The sequence below is a fragment of the Aneurinibacillus sp. Ricciae_BoGa-3 genome (assembly GCF_028421645.1).
In the GTDB taxonomy this organism is placed as follows: Bacteria; Bacillota; Bacilli; order Aneurinibacillales; family Aneurinibacillaceae; genus Aneurinibacillus_B.
This window is the reverse complement of sequence record NZ_CP116887.1, coordinates 4,797,631-4,815,970: the sequence shown is the minus strand read 5'-3', so window position 1 is coordinate 4,815,970 and position 18,340 is coordinate 4,797,631. Positions and strand designations below refer to the sequence as shown.

Below are 18,340 nucleotides of genomic sequence, written 5' to 3'. Positions count from 1 at the left end.
ATGAGGGGCAAGGAGAGAGCGGAATGCCCACAATTTTTTTTTGCCTACCAGAATTTCAGCCTATCCCAGAAAGATTTCTTCTCTGTAGTCGGTGGTGGCGTTACGTTATTACGCCGGTGGATGACGCAATATTCGGTTGGCTGGGTGCCAGGGATAAAGTACATCAATTTAACGTCCGGACAGGCTTCCGTAGCCAGTTGGCCGCTTTCCGGGTCCACATAGGCAGAAACGACGCCTGGTGGAACCGTAAAGTCCATGGCCGGTTTGCCTTGAAGAGCACCGTTCATGAACTGGGCCCATATAGGTGCCGCCTGCCGGGCATCATCAAATTCATCGATTTTTCGGTTATCATCATAACCCACCCAGACGGATGCCGTTAGATCCGGCGTGAACCCCGTCAGCCATGCGTCGTAGTCGGTGGTCCCGGTTTTCCCGGCTACCGGGCGCTGGATCATGTTGGCTACCCGATGGGCGGTGCCTCCGTTATCAAACACACCTTTCATCAGATTTGTTAAGATAAAGGCATTCTCAGGACTGACAACCTGCTGCAGGCGAGGGTGATTTTCCAGTATGGTATTTCCTTCCCTGTCAACGATTTTGGTAACGGCAATGGTATCTGCCTTCTTCCCCTGGTTGGCTAACGTGGAGAAAGCGCGGGCCATCTCAATGGCCGTAGCCGGACTGCTGCCTAAAGCCGACGAAGGAATGGGTTTCACGGGTGAAACGATGCCAAGCCGTTTGGCCATGCTCACCATTTTATCCTGTCCGATTGTGAGGTCAGTCTGCACTGCGTAGATGTTATCAGAACGGGCAATGGCCTGATCCATGTTGATAAAATCATGCGCATACTGGCTGCCAAAGTTTTTGGGTGCATAAACTTCTTTTTTGTTCTTCCCGTAGGTAAACACAGTTGGCTGGCTCTTAATCCGGGTAAGAGGCGTAAACCCGTTCTCCAGCGCAGCCATATACAAAATCGGTTTAATGGAAGAGCCAGGCTGCCGTTCAGCAAGCGTCCGATTATAAGAACTCTCCTTATAGCTGCGCCCGCCAACCATGGCGCGGATGTAGCCGGTTTGCGGCTCCATCGCAACCAGTGCGGCCTGAAGCGTCCGGTTGGCCGGCAGGTATTTGGCCACGGCAGCTTCTGCCTGCTTCTGCATAGCGGGATCAAGGGTAGTGTAGATTTTCAAACCGCCATGCTCAATCAAATCGGGGTCAATGTGATAGGTGTCCTTCAATTGCTGGACAACGAAGTCCCTGAAATAGGGGGAAATCACAGAGTCCCGGTTTTGTAGGGGCGCAAGTTTAATCGGCGCGTTTCGTGCATCTGCCGCCTGCTGAGCGGTTATAAATTTAGCAGTAACCATCGCGCTAAGAACCATATCCTGCCGTTCTCTGGCAGCCTTCATATCCACAAATGGTGAATAGAACCGTGGACCCTTCGGAAGACCGGCAAGCATGCTTGCCTCTGCCAGGGTTAATTCCCCTGCATTTTTCCCAAAATACGTTTTGGCTGCTGCCTGGATCCCATATGCGCCTTGCCCGTAATAGATTTGGTTCATATAGAGCTCAAGCAGCTGCGGTTTCGTATAATTCAATTCCAGCTGCATAGTCAGAATAGCTTCCCTGAGTTTTCTTGACCACGTTTTGTCGTGGCTTAGATAAAGGTTTCGCGCCAGCTGCATGGTAATCGTACTGGCTCCCTCCACTTTGGACAGATGCCGTATGTCTGTAAGTGCAGCCCCTGCGATTCTCTTGATGTCAAACCCGGTATGGTTGTAGAATTTGCGGTCTTCAATGGCGACCGTGGCATCCCGCATGTAAGAAGGGATTTTATCCAGCGGAATAAAAGTCCGGTTTTCACCTTTATAAAGCGTTGCAATCACCTGCCCATTATCACCGTACATAGTGGTGGTTTCACTAATAGAAACAGGGGGAAGCGGCTTCGAGCGCAGATAAAGGAGAAAAAGGGTTAGGGCCCCTGCCAGTATGGCGGATCCCAGCATGAAATAACGCAGCGTTTTTTTAAATGTTCGGTACCAGCGTACAAGCCGGTGTTCCGGAATAACTTCCATTAGGGATACCCTCCCTCTTTAATTTGCTGTTTTTGGTTTATCTAGCAATCAGTAAACGGTCTACTTCTATCAGACAGTATGGCGACTTTTGGTAGATTGTATACAGACTGCGGTAAGCAGAAACTGTACGGTAAGGATGTTGTATGCAAATTGCGGATAAAAACTGTGGAATCGCGGAAATAATAAAAGTATGTTTTGATTTTTGTGGAGGGTGTTACTATAATTGAACATGGTTCATGAATTCTTGCTATGAAGCATGAAAAACATGAAAAGGATCGTTCCTTTACAAAGAGGAACAAAGAAAGGGGACGAAGTAAATGGGCGGAATGTGGTACACAGAAAAGCAGACGGAAAACTTCGGAATCACGATTAAAATAAACAAAACTTTACATACAGAGCAGACGGATTTTCAAAAGCTGGATATGGTGGAAACGGCTGAGTTCGGCAATATGCTGTTCCTTGATGGCATGGTAATGACCTCGATAAAAGATGAGTTTGTTTACCATGAAATGGTCGCGCATCCGGCGCTTCACACGCACCCAAATCCGGAGAACGTTCTGGTTGTAGGCGGTGGTGACGGCGGTGTTATTCGCGAAGTGTTGAAGCATAAATCCGTGAAAAAAGCCACACTTGTAGAAATCGACGGCAAAGTTATCGAATACTCGAAGAAATATCTGCCTGAGATCGCAGGGGAACTGGATAATCCACGCGTAGAAGTAAAAGTGGATGACGGCTTTATGCACATTGTAAAAAGCAAGAATGAATACGATGTGATTTTCGTTGATTCCACGGAGCCGGTGGGTCCTGCAGCGCCGCTCTTTGAACGTGGCTTCTACCAGGGGATTTATGAAGCGTTGAAAGAAGACGGCATTTTTGTGGCACAGACAGATAATCCGTGGTTTAAAGCTGATTTGATTAAAAAAGTAAACCGTGATGTAAAAGAAATTTTCCCGATCACAAAAGTTTATATTGCGAACATCCCTACGTACCCAAGTGGCATGTGGACGTTCACCATGGGATCGAAGAAATATGATCCCGAAGCGCTTGACGCCAACAGTATTCCAGAGCTCGAAACCAAATATTACACACCGCGCCTGCATGGTGCAGCATTTGTCCTTCCGAAATTTGTGGAAGAGCTGACGAAGTAGGGAGGACACAATATGACGATGCACTTTTTTAATCCTTCCTACAGCGGCCACGCATTCTTTGAAGCGCAGAGCAGCTATGAAGATGCGCAGGCTGTGATCTACGGAATGCCGATGGACTGGACCACAAGCTTTCGCCCGGGTTCACGTTTCGGCCCTACCCGCATTCGCGAGGTATCGATAAACCTGGAGGATTACAGCCCGTATGCGGACCGCGAGCTTCAGGAAGTCAACTATTTTGACGCCGGTGACATTCCGCTGCCTTTTGGAAGCGCACAGCGCAGTTTGGAAGCCATTGAAGAATACGTACGGAGAATAGTAGCCGACGGAAAATTCCCTATCGGCCTCGGTGGGGAGCACCTGGTCAGCCTGGCTCCAATCAAGGTAATGGCTGAGAAATATCCGGATCTTGTAGTGGTGCACATCGATGCACATACCGATCTCCGGCATGAAATGGAAGGGGAGGAACTTTCCCATTCCGCGATTATTCGCCGTGCACTGGATTATGTCAAACCGGAAAACGTCTATCAGTTCGGCATTCGCTCCGGCCTGAAAGAGGAATTTGAGTATGCCCGTGACCACCTGCACCTTCATAAGTTCGAGGTTATCGAACCGCTCAAGAAGTGCCTGGATGAACTCAAGGGCCGTCCAGTGTATGTAACGTTCGATATTGATGCGGTTGATCCGGCTTTTGCCCCTGGCACAGGCACAGCAGAACCAGGCGGCATTACTTCCGCTGAAGCGATTGAGTCTATTTACCTGCTTTCAGCTCTCAATGTAGTGGGTTTTGACCTTGTAGAGGTTGCCCCTGTGCTTGACCAGTCAGAACGTACACAAATCCTGGCGTCTAAGTTGATCCGTGAAGTTATTTTGACCATGGTGAAATAGGCCAAACCGTATAAATATAGCGAAGCCCGCAAACCAGACAGGATTCTCCGACAAGGGAGACAGTTGCGGGCTTTTCTTATTGATAAAGAAATTGTATGTTACTTTAAAGCGTTAAAGTAATTGTTATTTCTTAACCGGGGACTGGATGGTCCCCAAAACGCTAAAGAAAAACATCGCGAGGCAATGCCGGCTCCTTTCTTTCCCCTTCAGGAGCGTCTGGAACAGAGGGCGAAAAAGACCGGCAACCTGTCTCCATCATTGAGATACCCAGATGTTTTGCCGGTCCGCCCGTCGTGACAGAAAGCGGCCGAAAAACTTCTGCGGGGGGAAAGGAGAGAGTCGCATGTCCGCGGTGTTTATTCTTGCATTTGCTAAAGACAGGCGCACGAGATAAAATAGTACTATTATTATGGACAGTAACGAGGAAAGCATGGGTGATACGGTGCAAAAACCCAGTCAGCAGGTTAACATACATCTGCGAAGCATATTCCGGCTTAAGACGTCCTCACCGGATATACATAGAGTCAATTATGAAGGTCGGCTGTACGCACTAGGAGACAGCTGGCTTGTCAAATTTGTTGAGCATGAAGAAGACGGCAATACAAATACAACCTTAAAAATAAAAGGTGATGAAATAACGGTCATTCGCCAAGGTGCTGTTACGATGCGCCAGCATTACCAGAAGGGTGTTAAAACAAGCGGTACATATGAAGGCCCGGCAGGTATGCTCCAGATGGATACCGAAACCATTGAAGTATTGCATCAAAATGGCCAGGATGGCTGGCTGAGGCAATGTTCGTGGAAATATGACATGTATCTAAACGGCCAGAAAATAGGCCGCTATGAATTGGAATGTATGTTTACCCGGAAAGATACCGTTATTTTTCATTAAGGGGGCCTAGAAGATGAGTGTTATTGAACAGACAAAGAGCAAAATTATAAATGAAATAAAACGCGCCGTGACAGCAGCTGGGATCGTGGAAGAAGCGCAGATTCCAGAGTTTGTACTGGAACTCCCAAAAGATAAAGCGCATGGAGATTATGCGACCAATATCGCCATGCAGCTGACCCGCATCGCGCGAAAAAACCCGCGCCAGATTGCCGAAGAGCTGGTAAGCCATTTAGATAAAAAGGCCGCCAGCATTTCCAAGGTTGAAATCGCAGGACCTGGCTTTATCAATTTTTATATGGACAACAGCTACCTAACGGATGTCATTGGACAGGCTTTACAGGCCGGCGACAACTACGGCCGTACAAATACAGGCCAAGGATCGAGAGTTCAGGTGGAGTTTGTTAGCGCAAATCCTACAGGCGATCTCCACCTGGGACACGCACGAGGGGCGGCATTTGGGGATGCCCTGTGCAATGTGCTTGATATGGGCGGCTATGAAGTATCGCGCGAGTATTATATAAATGATGCAGGAAACCAGATTGTAAACCTGGCCCGGTCCATAGAAGCCCGCTATTATCAGGCGCTGGGACAGAATGTTGAAATGCCTGAAGACGGATATTTTGGGCAGGATATTATCCAATTCGGTAAAGAGCTGGCTGAAAAAGACGGCAATAAATACGCCCAGATGGATGACGGGGAGCGCTTTGTCTTCTTCCGCAACTGGGGCCGCGACAAAGAACTGGAGAAAATCAAAAAGGATCTGGCTGATTTCCGAGTTCGCTTTGATGAATGGTTCAGCGAGACGTCACTGTATGAATCAAACGCTGTGCAAAACATCGTAGAAGAGCTTCGCAACCGCGGCTTTGTGTATGAGAAAGATGGCGCAACCTGGCTGAGGTCGACGGACTTTGGTGATGATAAGGACCGCGTGCTGATTAAACAGGATGGCTCCTATACGTATCTCACACCTGATATCGCGTACCATGAGAACAAATTTAAGCGCGGCTTTGAGCAGTTAATCAACATCTGGGGTGCCGACCACCATGGCTATATTCCCCGTATGAAAGCGGCCATGCAGTGTCTTGGTCATGACCCGGAACAGCTTGTTGTGCTCATTAACCAGATGGTGAGCCTGTACCAGGGCGGGGAAAAAGTCAAAATGTCGAAGCGCACCGGCAAAGCGGTTACGATGCGCGATCTTATGGAGGAAGTCGGAACGGATGCGACGCGCTACTTCTTCGCGATGCGCAGCCAGGACTCGCACCTTGATTTTGATATGGACCTTGCTGTGTCGAAGTCCAATGAAAACCCGGTGTTCTATGTGCAATACGCACACGCGCGCATCTGCAGCATCTTCAGGCAGGCTGAGGAGCAGGGGGTTGGATTCGACCTTGCCAAAGCGGACTTTAACCGTGTATCCAGCGAGAAGGAAGTGGACCTGCTGAAGCACCTGGGGGCCTTCCCGGGTGAAGTGGCCAACTCAGCTGAAATGCTCGCGCCGCACCGCATTGTACGCTATGTGCATGAACTGGCCGGCATGCTGCACAGCTTCTACAACGCAGAACGTGTGATTACAGAAGACGAGGGCCTAACGCATGCCCGCCTGGCGCTCATGAAAGCCGTCCAAATTACCATTCAGAACTGCCTCAAGATGATCGGTGTTACCGCACCTGAAAAAATGTAAGAAAATATCAAGCAACGGACAAGCGTACATGGCAATAGATTCTAAGAAATTCTGCTGGAAACAGCAGGATTTTTTGGTCGTATAGAAAGTATATTTCGTTTTAAAGTATTAAAGTTATTTTCTGCTGGGACCGATAGGTCCCTTTCTCTTTGTTATATGTAAAGTTTATGTGCTTCACAGTGTTGGTGCCTTGATCGATTTTTAAAGGGACCTCCGGTCCCGAAAAACCCAAGAAAAACATCGTGAGGCGCATGTCCGCACCTTTCTTTCCCCCAGGCCGAAAGGTGTTTCCGATTTTACCTTTCGGCATAAGTGCAACTTAGGTTGCTGCCAGCGCTACAGCTTAGCAGCAACCTAGTTTTCTAATGGAGCGTGGGGGACAGAGGGCGAAAAAGACCGGCAACCTGTCTCCATCATTGAGATACCCAAATGTTTTTGCCGGTCCGTCCGTCGTTCCACAAAGCGGCCGTAAAAACTTCTATGAGGGGAAAGGAGAGAGCGACATGGCCCAAGATGTTTTTCTCAAATTTTTTTGTTTTTCATGCAGGAGAATGAGCAAAGGCGTCGAAATTTTCTATCTTATAAGAGATTTTATTGATAATCGATAATTTGATTATTTTGGTGACTGAATAGTCATTCACTTTTTTTGGAAAGTCTGCTATTATAGAGTTAAGACTTTTTACCATTGTCTGATTATTTATGAGTGGGATATACAATAAAGGAGTTGAGAGAGATGAATATTCTGCCGGTCGTAAATTTAATCGCTTTCTTGGCAGTAGTAGGCTATGCGCTGTATCTATTTGCCCACCTGGTCTACAGCCGAATCACCTTCATTAAACTCGGCAAACCGGCCAATTTGCGCGAAGATGCTGGCAAAAGGCTAAATGTCTTCCTTGTAAACGTTTTCGGCCAGAAGAAATTGCTGAAGGACTCCAAAAGCGGCGTCATGCACGTCGTGCTGTTCTATGGGTTTCTGCTTGTACAATTTGGTGCCCTTGACCTGATCTGGAAGGGGCTGAAGCCAGGTTCCCACCTACCGTTCGGTTCCGCGTATCCGTATTTTCTATTATTCCAGGAAATTGTTGTCGTTGCTATTTTGATTGCCATTATCTATGCATGGTACCGCAGGAACGTGGAGAAGCTTAAGCGGCTTAAAAGGGGCTGGAAAGCCAACCTGGTCGTGTGGCTGATCTCTATCCTCATGGTTAGTACACTATTTGCTGAAGCATTTGAAATGGTATGGCGTGAACCGGGCCATTTAGGATTCCACGGCACCCAGCCGATTGCCTCAAGCCTTGCGACGGTTTTTGCAGGGGTTAGTCCTGCCGCAGCTGTCGGGGTCTTCTATTTCTTCTGGTGGATTCACCTTCTAACCCTGCTATTCTTCCTTGTTTACATACCGCAGGGTAAACACGCACACCTTATATTCGCTCCGTACAACTGGGCAATGAAGGACAAGTCACGCCCTGTAGGCCGGTTGAGCAAAATCGATTTTGAAAAGCTGGAGGAAGAAGGGGCAGAAGAATTTGGGATCGGGCGCGTTGAGAACTTTACTCAGACACAGCTTATCGATTTATATGCGTGCGTAGAATGCGGCCGCTGTACCAGCATGTGCCCGGCATCGGGAACCGGTAAAACACTTTCCCCGATGGATTTAATCGTAAAAATGCGTAACCACCTGACGGACAAGGGTGCAGCTATCACATCCCGCACACCCTGGATGCCTTCCTTTGCGTTTAAGAATAAGACGGGGAATTTGCTGGCCATGCAGAGTGCAGCAGCGGGCGCTAATTCCGAGGTGGCAGCTGCTATTGAAGGAAACACCGCCTTAGCTATCGACTATGATGTAAATCTAATTGGCGATGTCATTACAGAAGAAGAACTGTGGGCCTGTACGACCTGCCGCAACTGCGAGGATCAATGCCCGGTAGCAAATGAGCACGTGAGTTTGATCGTGGATATGCGCCGCTACCTGGTGATGACAGAAGGACAGATGCCGTCTGATGCACAGCGGGCCTTAAGCAATATTGAACGCCAGAGCAATCCATGGGGCATTAATCGTAAGGATCGGATTAAATGGCGCGAAGGGATGGAGGATCTGGTACCAACCGTGAAAGAAGCGGAAGAATTTGAATATCTCTTCTTTGTAGGCTCTATGGGCTCATTCGATAACCGGACGATTAAAATTACCCAGTCCTTTGTTCGTGTAATGAACAAAGCTGGCATTAAATTTGCGATACTGGGCAATGAAGAGAAGAATTCCGGGGATACGGCCCGCCGGCTTGGCAATGAGATGCTCTTCCAAGAGCTAGCGGCAGAAAACATTGCCAACTTCCAAAAATACGGCATCAAGAAGATCGTTACGATGGATCCGCACGCTTATAATACATTTAAAAATGAATATCCGGATTTCGGCCTGGAAGATGTGGAAGTCTATCACCATACGGAGCTGCTGGCGAAGTGGATTCACGAGGGCCGGATTAAACCGGTGAATGAAGTGACAGAACGCGTTACCTACCACGATTCCTGCTACCTGGGACGCTATAACGAAGTGTATGATGCACCGCGAATCATTCTTTCCGCTATTCCTGGCGTGCAGATCGCCGAAATGGAGCGCAACAAATGTGATAGCATGTGTTGCGGTGCCGGCGGCGGGATGATGTGGCAGGAAGAGCATCAGGGAACACGGGTCAACCTTGCCCGCACGGAACAGGCGTTAGAAGTGAACCCCACGACAATTGGAAGTGCATGCCCGTACTGCCTGACGATGCTTTCTGACGGTACAAAAGCAAAAGAAGTAGATGAGCAGGTTAAGACACTTGATATGGTAGAAATTTTGGAAAAATCACTCTAAAATTTACTATCTTATTTGGCACAATATTGGTAAAATAAAAATAGAAAAACGGGTATCCGGCGGTAAGTTGACTGCCGGGTACGTTTAAGAGGACAATCTGACCGAGCAATCGCTCGGTTTTGCGGGAGGAATGTATTATGGCTGGCAAATCAGTAATTGTAAGCGCTACACGGACTCCTTTTGGCAAGTTTGGAGGCGCGTTAAAATCCCTACAGGCAGTGGACCTCGGCGGCATTGTCATTAAAGAGGCAGTCCGGCGGGCGGGCATTTCACCGGATACGGTAGATGAAGTCATTATGGGGATGGTATTACAGGCCGGAGCAAAACAAATTCCATCACGCCAGGCCGCCCGCAAAGCCGGGTTGCCCTGGGAAGTACCAACGGAAACCATAAATAAAGTGTGCGCGTCAGGGCTTCGCAGCGTCACACTGGCTGACCAGATTATCCGTGCCGGAGATGCATCGATTATTGTAGCTGGCGGCATGGAAAGTATGAGCAATGCGCCATACCTTCTTACCGATGCGCGGTGGGGAATGCGGATGGGCAATGGCAAGGTCGTAGATGCGATGTTGAATGATGGATTAACCGATGCGTATGATGGGCTGCATATGGCTGTTCACGGCAGCAATGTGGCGGCAGAATATGAAATCTCCCGCGAGTCCCAGGACGAATGGGCGCTGCGCAGCCAGCAGCGTGCCATCGAAGCAATGGACCAGGGCAAGTTTAAAGACGAAATTGTACCGGTTCATGTGTCACAGCGCAAAGGTGACCCGATCCTTGTGGATGCGGATGAAGCGCCGCGTGAGACAACGCTTGCGCAGCTGGCAAAACTGCCGCCTGTTTTTACAAAAGGTGGTTCGGTAACAGCCGGCAACGCGCCGGGCGTAAACGATGGAGCAGGCGCCCTGGTGGTGATGTCCGAAGAAAAAGCGCAACAACTTGGCATTAAGCCGCTTGCCGTTATCCATGGCCATGCAGCGGTTGGTCAGGAAGCGCCTTATATTGCAACAACACCAGGCCTCGCCATTAATAAGCTTTTGAAGAAAACCGGCCGGGAGCTGGATGAAGTAGACCTTTTTGAGGTAAATGAGGCGTTTGCGGCGGTTACGCTAACAAGCGGCAAGATCGTGGGATGGGATCCGGATAAAGTGAATGTCAACGGTGGTGCCATTGCCTTTGGCCATCCTATAGGGGCCAGCGGCGCCCGCATTTTAATGGCGCTGGTTTATGAGCTTCGCCGCCGGGGTGGGGGGCTTGGCATTGCTGCCATTTGCTCAGGAGCGGCACAGGGAGATGCGGTTATGGTAGAGGTTTATCCGGCTTAAGGGCACTTCGCATTCCATGCTTAAACCGATATAGAGGAGAGTGGAGAGAAGATGGAAATCAAGAAACTTATGGTGATAGGCGCCGGCCAGATGGGTGCGGGAATTGCCCAGGTTGCCGCGCAGGCTGGACTTGAAGTTATCCTTCATGATCTATCAGATGAATTCGTGGATAGGGGTCTTGGCGTCATTACAAAAAATCTTTCCCGCGATGTACAGAAAGGCCGCAAAACAGCAGATGAGAAGCAGGCCATTATCGGAAAGATTACACCTTCTACTGATTTGAACGCTGCAAAAGACGCGGATTTTGTAGTAGAGGCCATTGTAGAGAATATGGATGTAAAAACGAGCCTGTTCAAGCAGCTTGACGAGATTACACCCGCTCATACGATTCTGGCAAGCAACACGTCATCACTGCCTATTACCGAAATTGCGGCTGTGACGAAGCGGCCTGAGAAGGTTATCGGGATGCATTTTATGAATCCGGTGCCGGTTATGAAGCTTATCGAAGTGATTCGCGGGCTTGCTACATCTGATGAAACTTACCGCACGGTGGCGGAGTTGTCAGCTGCGATGAACAAAACAGCGGTGGAAGTCAATGATTTCCCTGGATTTGTGTCGAACCGGATTCTACTGCCTATGATCAATGAAGCCATCTATTGTGTATACGAAGGGGTTGCCACACCTGAGGCGGTAGATGAAGTGATGAAGCTTGGGATGAATCATCCGATGGGCCCGCTTACGCTGGCGGATTTCATCGGCCTGGATACTTGCCTGTACATCATGGAGATTCTTCATGAAGGGCTGGGCGATTCTAAGTACCGCCCATGCCCGCTGCTGCGTAAATATGTTAAAGCTGGCTGGCTCGGGCGTAAATCGGGCCGCGGCTTTTACAAGTATGAATAAATAATACGCGGGCGGGTAACGATTGTTACAGCCGGGAGGAGATATACGTGCAGCTTTGTTTTACGGAAGAGCAGGAAATGATGCGTAGGATGGTACGCGATTTCGCTCAGAATGAAATCGCTCCCAGTGTAGATAAAATGGAGGAAACGGATGAATTTCCGCTGGAAGTTATCCGCAAAATGGCAGAGTATGGCCTTATGGGAATTCCTGTGCCGGAAGACTGGGGCGGATCCGGCATGGATTTTGTCTCTTACATTTTGGCCATCAATGAAATATCCAAGGTGAGCCCGACAGTTGGCGTGATCCTATCCGTCCATACTTCTGTCGGAACCAATCCAATCCTCTACTTTGGAACGGATGAACAGAAGAAGAAGTACCTGCCAAAACTTGCATCCGGGGAATATATCGGTGCTTTTGCCCTTACCGAACCAAATGCCGGTTCAGACGCGGGCAGCCTACGTACTACAGCGGTTAAAAAAGGTGACAAGTACATTTTAAACGGCTCCAAAATTTTTATTACAAACGCCGGAGCGGCGGATACGTATATTACATTTGCCCGCACAGATAGGGCGGAAGGCAGGAAAGGAATTTCCGCTTTCATTGTCGAAAAAGACACACCAGGATTCTCCATTGGCAAGAAGGAGAAGAAAATGGGCCTCCATGGATCCAATACATCGGAATTGATTTTCGATAATGCCGAAGTTCCGGCCGCAAACCTTCTTGGCCAGGAAGGGGATGGCTTTGCGATCGCCCTCGCTAACCTGGATATAGGCAGGATCGGCATCGCCGCACAGGGGCTGGGGATTGCGCAAGGCGCTCTCTCCCACGCCGTCGCTTATGCGAAGGACCGGGTCCAGTTCGGCAGACCGATTGCGGCGCAGCAGGCCATAGCTTTTAAATTAGCTGATATGGCAACCCAGACAGAGGCCGCGAGACTGCTTGTGTACCGTGCGGCAGATCTGCGCAGCCGGGGCGAGAAATGCGGCCTGCAGGCATCCATGGCCAAACGTTTTGCTACCGATACCGCAATGAAGGTTGCGACGGAAGCGGTTCAGGTGTTTGGCGGGTACGGCTATACAAGGGACTATCCTGTTGAACGCTTTTTTCGCGATGCCAAAGTCACACAAATATACGAAGGAACCAACCAAATTCAGCGCATTGTCATTTCGAAATATCTGCTGGATTAAAAATATAAAAATAGGAGTGGAGAACATGGATTTCAGATTGTCAGAAGAGCATGAAATGATGCGCAAAATGGTGCGGAATTTTGCGGAAACAGAATTGGCGCCCAAAGCGGCAGAGCGCGATGAAGAAGAACACTTTGATATGGATATATTCCGTAAAATGGCGGAGCTTGGCTTAACAGGAATCCCGTGGGAGGAGAAATACGGCGGGGCCGGGTTTGATTTCTTAAGCTATGTCATCACAATAGAGGAACTTTCCCGGGTGGATTCTTCCGTTGGCGTAGCGCTGTCGGCCCACACCTCGCTTGGAAGCTGGCCGATTTACAAATTCGGTACTGAGGAGCAGAAACAGAAATACCTGCGTCCGCTGGCGGAAGGCAAAATGATGGGGGCTTACTGCCTGACTGAGCCGGGTTCGGGTTCCGATGCGGCCGGCATGAAGACAACCGCGAAAAAAGAGGGAGATGCCTATATTCTAAATGGAAGCAAAATCTTCATTACAAACGGCGGGCTCGCAGACGTTTATATCGTCTTTGCTGCAACCACTCCTGAACTTAAGCATAAAGGCCAGACGGCTTTTATTGTGACTAAGGATATGCCTGGGTTCAAAGTAGGGAAAAAAGAGAAAAAGCTCGGTATCCGCTCTTCTGCCACGACAGAAATTATTTTTGAAGACTGCCGCGTGCCTGCGGAAAACCTGCTGGGTGAAGAAGGCCAGGGCTTTAAAATTGCGATGATGACGCTTGACGGCGGACGCAACGGGATAGCAGCCCAGGCCGTCGGGATTGCGGATGGTGCGCTGACACATGCAACCGCTTATGCGAAGGAGCGGGTCCAGTTCGGCAGGCCGATTGGCTCGCAGCAGGCTATTGCATTTAAACTGGCTGACATGGCCACACAGGTTGAAGCAGCCCGACTCTTAACCTATCAAGCTGCCGTGCTAGAAGATCAAAAACTTCCGTATGGAAAAGCATCGGCCATGGCGAAGCTGTTTGCCGGCGATATTGCGATGGAAGTCACCACGGAAGCCGTCCAGGTGTTTGGCGGTTATGGCTATACGCGCGAATATCCGGTTGAGCGTTTTATGCGCGATGCGAAAATCACACAGATCTACGAAGGAACCAACGAAATACAGCGCCTTGTTATCTCCAACTTCTTATTGAAAGACTAAATGAATTTTCTGATAAGAATTGCTTTTCGGAGATATTCTCTGTATAATATATGGAAAGAGAAGAGGCATAAGCTGCCTTTTCTTTTTCCATGCCTACTGAGCAATCGCTCAGTCGGAACGGAGAAAGGGGTAAAGAATGACACAGCAAAAGAAAACCATTCCTTCTATGGTGAAAGATCCAAAGCTTATTGAGAAGCGGCGGGAGCAAATAATTGAAGCGGCCGTGGGGCTGTTTATTTCAAAAGGCTTTCACAAGACAACAACAAGAGAGATATCACGTGCCTCAGGTTTTAGTATTGGTACGTTATATGAATATATTGAATCGAAGGAAGATGTTCTGTATCTGGTATGTGACGCGATACACCATGAAGTAGAGGCTGGGCTTGAAGCCGTTCTCGTTGAAACAAAGAACGGGGCCGATAAGCTTAGGGCCGCCATTAACGGTTTCTTTCACGTAATGGATAAATTACAGGACCGTGTGCTATTAATCTACCAGGAAATAAAATCACTGCCGCGCGAAGCGATGCGCTATGTCATGGCAAAGGAAGAACAGATCACCTCTATTTTTGAGGAAATTCTCAGTTGCGGCATGGAGGATGGTTCACTGCGGATCCAGGAGAGTGCAGTGAAGCTCATGGCGCATAACATTGTCGTGCTTGGAGAAATGTGGGCCTTCCGGCGTTGGAGCCTTAAGAAATACTATTCTCTTGAACATTACATTGATATCCAGACATCTTTAATTTTACGCGAATTGACGACTGATTAAGAGTCAAGATTATAAGGGGGAACTCTCGTGGAAACAACGATTTATCGTCCAAAGTATAATGTGCGTTTTGTAACCGCGGCAAGTCTATTTGATGGGCATGATGCTTCCATTAACGTGATGCGCCGCATTCTTCAGTCCTCAGGCGTTGAAGTGATTCACCTTGGCCACAATCGATCTGTAGAAGAAGTCGTGAACGCTGCGATACAGGAAGATGTACAGGGAATTGCCATAAGTTCCTACCAGGGCGGCCATGTAGAGTTCTTCAAATATATTGTGGACCTTTTAAAAGAAAAGGGCGCCCCCCATATTAAGGTATTTGGCGGCGGTGGCGGCGTTATTGTTCCTTCGGAGATCCAGGAGCTTCATGCGTACGGTGTAACCCAGATCTTCTCTCCGGATGACGGGCGCAGAATGGGCCTGCAGGGCATGATTAATTCGATGATCGAACAGACGGATTATCCAACAAAGAAAGATGTAGAAAAAGAGATCAAACAACTAAAAGCAGACAACTGGAATGCAATCTCCCACCTCATTACGCTCGCGGAAGAAAATGTGGAGAAGCAGGATAAAGAAGTAGCTGCTACGCTTGAGCTTATCCACGCGCAGGTCAAAAAAGTGACGGTTCTGGGGATTACCGGAACGGGCGGTGCCGGAAAAAGTTCACTGACAGATGAGCTGGTCCGCCGTTATCTCGACCAGTATCCGGATAAAACCATTGCGATTCTGTCCGTTGACCCGTCCAAGCAGAAAACAGGCGGCGCCCTTTTAGGCGATCGGATCAGAATGAATGCGATTAATTCGCCCAGGGTTTATATGCGTTCGCTGGCCACCCGCAAATCCCACAGCGAGCTTAGCAAGGCAATTGGCGAAGCGATCAATATTGTAAAGGCTGCCGGCTATGACTTTATTATTGTCGAGACTTCAGGTATCGGCCAAGGCGACGCGCAGATTATGGACATATGCGATACGGCGATGTATGTCATGACAAGCGAATTTGGTGCAGCTACCCAGCTTGAGAAGATTGATATGATCGATTATGCCGATATCATTGCGATCAATAAATTTGAGCGGCGCGGCTCCGAAGACGCACTGCGTGACGTGAAGAAACAATGGAAACGCTCCCGCAATCTTTTTGATATGGACGATGAACAGGTGCCGGTAGTGGGTACAATCGCCAGCCAGTTCAACGATCCGGGTACAAACGTCTTATTTGCGAAGCTGATGGGCATTGTGCAGGGTAAGTCTGGTGGCGACTGGGGTACATCGCTTGTCGTTCCTGAAAATCAGGTATCTAAGAAGCAGTACGTCATTCCTGCGGATCGGGTAAATTACCTCGGAGAGATCGTCAATACAGTAAGAGAGTATAAACGTCAAACAGCGGAACAGGTAGCGATTGCCCGCAAGCTTTTCCAGCTTAAGGGGACGAAAGAAGAGTTCTCCCGCCGGGAAGGTGGCATGGCGGAGGAGCTACTGAAACAAATCGATGCATGCATTGCTCACTACGAGGAGAAGCTTCACCCGGAAAGTAAAAAAATACTGGCCAACTGGAAATCGCTTAAGGAAGCCTACACCCGGGATGAATACGTCACCAAAGTCCGCGACAAAGAAATCCGGACCAAGCTGTACACAACCTCATTATCTGGAACACGTATCCCCAAGGTATCCCTGCCTAAATTCGAAGATTGGGGCGAGATACTTCGCTGGTCGATGGAAGAGAACGTGCCGGGTGAGTTTCCGTACACGGGCGGTGTGTTTCCTCTCAAACGGGATGGGGAAGACCCGAAACGCCAGTTTGCCGGAGAAGGTACACCGGAGCGAACCAACAGGCGCTTTCATTACCTGTCAAAAGACGATGCAGCCAAGCGCCTCAGTACGGCATTTGACAGCGTTACCCTCTATGGAGAGGATCCGGACTACCGCCCGGACATCTACGGCAAAATCGGAAACAGCGGCGTCAGCGTCTGCACGCTGGACGATATGAAGAAGCTGTATGCAGGATTTGACCTCTGCCATCCGTCTACGTCTGTATCGATGACGATCAATGGACCGGCCCCTATCATTTTGGCGATGTATATGAATACGGCTATCCAGCAGCAGCTGGATAAATTCGCAGAAGTGAATGGCCGCCATCCCAATGAACAGGAGGCACGCCAGGTACGGGAAATGACGCTGCGCAGCGTGCGGGGTACCGTACAGGCTGATATCCTTAAGGAAGATCAAGGCCAGAATACGTGTATCTTCTCGACTGAATTTGCCCTGAAAATGATGGGAGATATCCAGCAGTATTTTATCGATCACCAGGTGCGCAACTATTATTCGGTCAGTATTTCGGGTTACCACATCGCAGAGGCGGGGGCAAACCCCATTTCGCAGCTCGCTTTCACGCTGGCGAACGGTTTTACGTATGTCGAATACTACTTGAGCCGGGGCATGCACATCGACGATTTTGCGCCGAATCTATCTTTCTTCTTCAGCAACGGGCTGGATCCGGAATATACGGTGCTTGGCAGGGTTGCCCGCCGAATCTGGGCAACGGTTATGAAGAACAAATACAAAGGTAACGAGCGCAGCCAGAAGCTTAAATACCATACCCAGACATCGGGAAGATCCCTGCATGCACAGGAGATGGACTTTAACGATATCCGCACGACGCTTCAGGCGCTCATGGCGATATATGATAATTGCAATTCGCTCCACACGAATGCATACGATGAGGCAATTACAACGCCTACAGAGAATTCTGTGCGCCGCGCGATGGCCATCCAGATGATTATTACAAAAGAGCTGGGACTCGCAAAAAATGAAAATCCACTGCAGGGATCTTTCATTATTGAAGAATTGACAGACCTGGTGGAAGAGGCAGTCATGCAGGAATTTCAACGGATCAGCGACCGCGGAGGCGTGCTGGGTGCCATGGAAACGCAGTATCAGCGGGGCAAAATCCAGGAAGAATCGCTGTATTACGAAACAAAGAAGCATAACGGGGAACTCCCTATTATCGGTGTCAATACCTTCATTAATCCGCATGCGGATGAATCTGATTATGAAATCGAGCTGGCCCGTGCGACGGAAGAGGAAAAAGTACAGCAGATCAATAATTTGAACGCCTTCCAGGAACAGCACAAAGACGCCGCTTCAGGGGCTCTGCAGCGATTAAAGGAGGTTGCGCGCAATCACGGAAACATCTTTGAGGAGCTTATGGAAACGGTAAAGGTGGCCAGCCTTGGTCAAATAACAGGTGCACTTTACGAGGTAGGCGGACAATACAGGAGAAATATGTAACAGATCGAAACCGGGTGGATGCCCGGTTTCTTATCATTTGCGGGAGGGGAAAGGCAAGTTTTTTGGCATTCCATTTTGTCACCTTTCCCATACGAGGGAACCAGTAGGATATTTACAGTTGTGAAAAGTTAAGATTCGCTTGGCTCATTGTTGCTATGAACATCCATAATT

General features: G+C 49.0%; 12 protein-coding genes. 11 read left to right on the top strand and 1 reads right to left on the bottom strand.

The annotated features are described in order from the left end of the window. Positions 1-44 precede the first annotated feature (44 nt). Positions 45-2,075 (bottom strand): transglycosylase domain-containing protein, encoded by a 2,031-nt coding sequence (locus tag PP175_RS24415; protein ID WP_272440782.1) that lies wholly within the window; start codon positions 2,073-2,075, stop codon positions 45-47. 317 nt (positions 2,076-2,392) lie between these two features. On the opposite strand from PP175_RS24415, the gene speE reads away from it, so the two are divergent. The 11 genes from speE (at position 2,393) to icmF (ending at position 18,169) form a co-directional block, all read left to right on the top strand. After that, a complete protein-coding gene (gene speE / locus PP175_RS24410) occupies positions 2,393-3,223 on the top strand; it encodes a polyamine aminopropyltransferase (RefSeq protein ID WP_272440781.1) in 831 nt (276 codons plus the stop codon). A gap of 18 nt (positions 3,224-3,241) precedes the next feature. Further along, complete coding sequence (gene speB, locus PP175_RS24405) at positions 3,242-4,108, top strand: agmatinase (RefSeq protein WP_272443364.1); 867 nt, start codon at positions 3,242-3,244, stop codon at positions 4,106-4,108. A gap of 430 nt (positions 4,109-4,538) precedes the next feature. Continuing rightward, positions 4,539-5,000, top strand: coding sequence for a YwiB family protein (locus PP175_RS24400; protein ID WP_272440780.1), 462 nt, complete (start codon positions 4,539-4,541; stop codon positions 4,998-5,000). 13 nt (positions 5,001-5,013) lie between these two features. Beyond that, a complete protein-coding gene (gene argS, locus PP175_RS24395; RefSeq protein ID WP_272440779.1) occupies positions 5,014-6,684 on the top strand; it encodes an arginine--tRNA ligase in 1,671 nt (556 codons plus the stop codon). A gap of 733 nt (positions 6,685-7,417) precedes the next feature. Next, on the top strand, positions 7,418-9,538 hold the full coding sequence (locus tag PP175_RS24390) for a (Fe-S)-binding protein (protein WP_272440778.1): 2,121 nt from the start codon (positions 7,418-7,420) through the stop codon (positions 9,536-9,538). A gap of 137 nt (positions 9,539-9,675) precedes the next feature. Beyond that, a complete protein-coding gene (locus PP175_RS24385; protein ID WP_272440777.1) occupies positions 9,676-10,863 on the top strand; it encodes an acetyl-CoA C-acetyltransferase in 1,188 nt (395 codons plus the stop codon). A gap of 51 nt (positions 10,864-10,914) precedes the next feature. Next, on the top strand, positions 10,915-11,766 hold the full coding sequence (locus PP175_RS24380) for a 3-hydroxybutyryl-CoA dehydrogenase (RefSeq protein ID WP_272440776.1): 852 nt from the start codon (positions 10,915-10,917) through the stop codon (positions 11,764-11,766). A gap of 47 nt (positions 11,767-11,813) precedes the next feature. Then, positions 11,814-12,953, top strand: a complete 1,140-nt coding sequence (locus PP175_RS24375; protein ID WP_272440775.1) for an acyl-CoA dehydrogenase — start codon at positions 11,814-11,816, stop codon at positions 12,951-12,953. A 25-nt stretch (positions 12,954-12,978) separates the two neighbouring features. Then, positions 12,979-14,121 (top strand): acyl-CoA dehydrogenase, encoded by a 1,143-nt coding sequence (locus PP175_RS24370; protein ID WP_272440773.1) that lies wholly within the window; start codon positions 12,979-12,981, stop codon positions 14,119-14,121. 136 nt (positions 14,122-14,257) lie between these two features. Then, positions 14,258-14,887, top strand: a complete 630-nt coding sequence (locus PP175_RS24365; RefSeq protein WP_272440772.1) for a TetR/AcrR family transcriptional regulator — start codon at positions 14,258-14,260, stop codon at positions 14,885-14,887. A gap of 27 nt (positions 14,888-14,914) precedes the next feature. Next, positions 14,915-18,169 carry a fused isobutyryl-CoA mutase/GTPase IcmF gene (gene icmF / locus PP175_RS24360; RefSeq protein ID WP_272440771.1) on the top strand — a complete coding sequence of 1,085 codons (3,255 nt, stop codon included), beginning with the start codon at positions 14,915-14,917 and terminating at the stop codon, positions 18,167-18,169. The last annotated feature ends 171 nt before the right edge of the window (positions 18,170-18,340 follow it).

Bases quoted from the DNA above. Each gene is read 5' to 3' on its own strand.
- PP175_RS24380 (WP_272440776.1), top strand. From the start codon at position 10,915: ATGGAAATCAAGAAACTTATGGTGATAGGCGCCGGCCAGATGGGTGCG.
- speE (WP_272440781.1), top strand. From the start codon at position 2,393: ATGGGCGGAATGTGGTACACAGAAAAGCAGACGGAAAACTTCGGAATC.
- PP175_RS24400 (WP_272440780.1), top strand. From the start codon at position 4,539: ATGGGTGATACGGTGCAAAAACCCAGTCAGCAGGTTAACATACATCTG.
- PP175_RS24390 (WP_272440778.1), top strand. From the start codon at position 7,418: ATGAATATTCTGCCGGTCGTAAATTTAATCGCTTTCTTGGCAGTAGTA.
- speB (WP_272443364.1), top strand. From the start codon at position 3,242: ATGCACTTTTTTAATCCTTCCTACAGCGGCCACGCATTCTTTGAAGCG.
- PP175_RS24385 (WP_272440777.1), top strand. From the start codon at position 9,676: ATGGCTGGCAAATCAGTAATTGTAAGCGCTACACGGACTCCTTTTGGC.
- PP175_RS24370 (WP_272440773.1), top strand. From the start codon at position 12,979: ATGGATTTCAGATTGTCAGAAGAGCATGAAATGATGCGCAAAATGGTG.
- PP175_RS24415 (WP_272440782.1), bottom strand. From the start codon at position 2,075: ATGGAAGTTATTCCGGAACACCGGCTTGTACGCTGGTACCGAACATTT.
- PP175_RS24365 (WP_272440772.1), top strand. From the start codon at position 14,258: ATGACACAGCAAAAGAAAACCATTCCTTCTATGGTGAAAGATCCAAAG.
- argS (WP_272440779.1), top strand. From the start codon at position 5,014: ATGAGTGTTATTGAACAGACAAAGAGCAAAATTATAAATGAAATAAAA.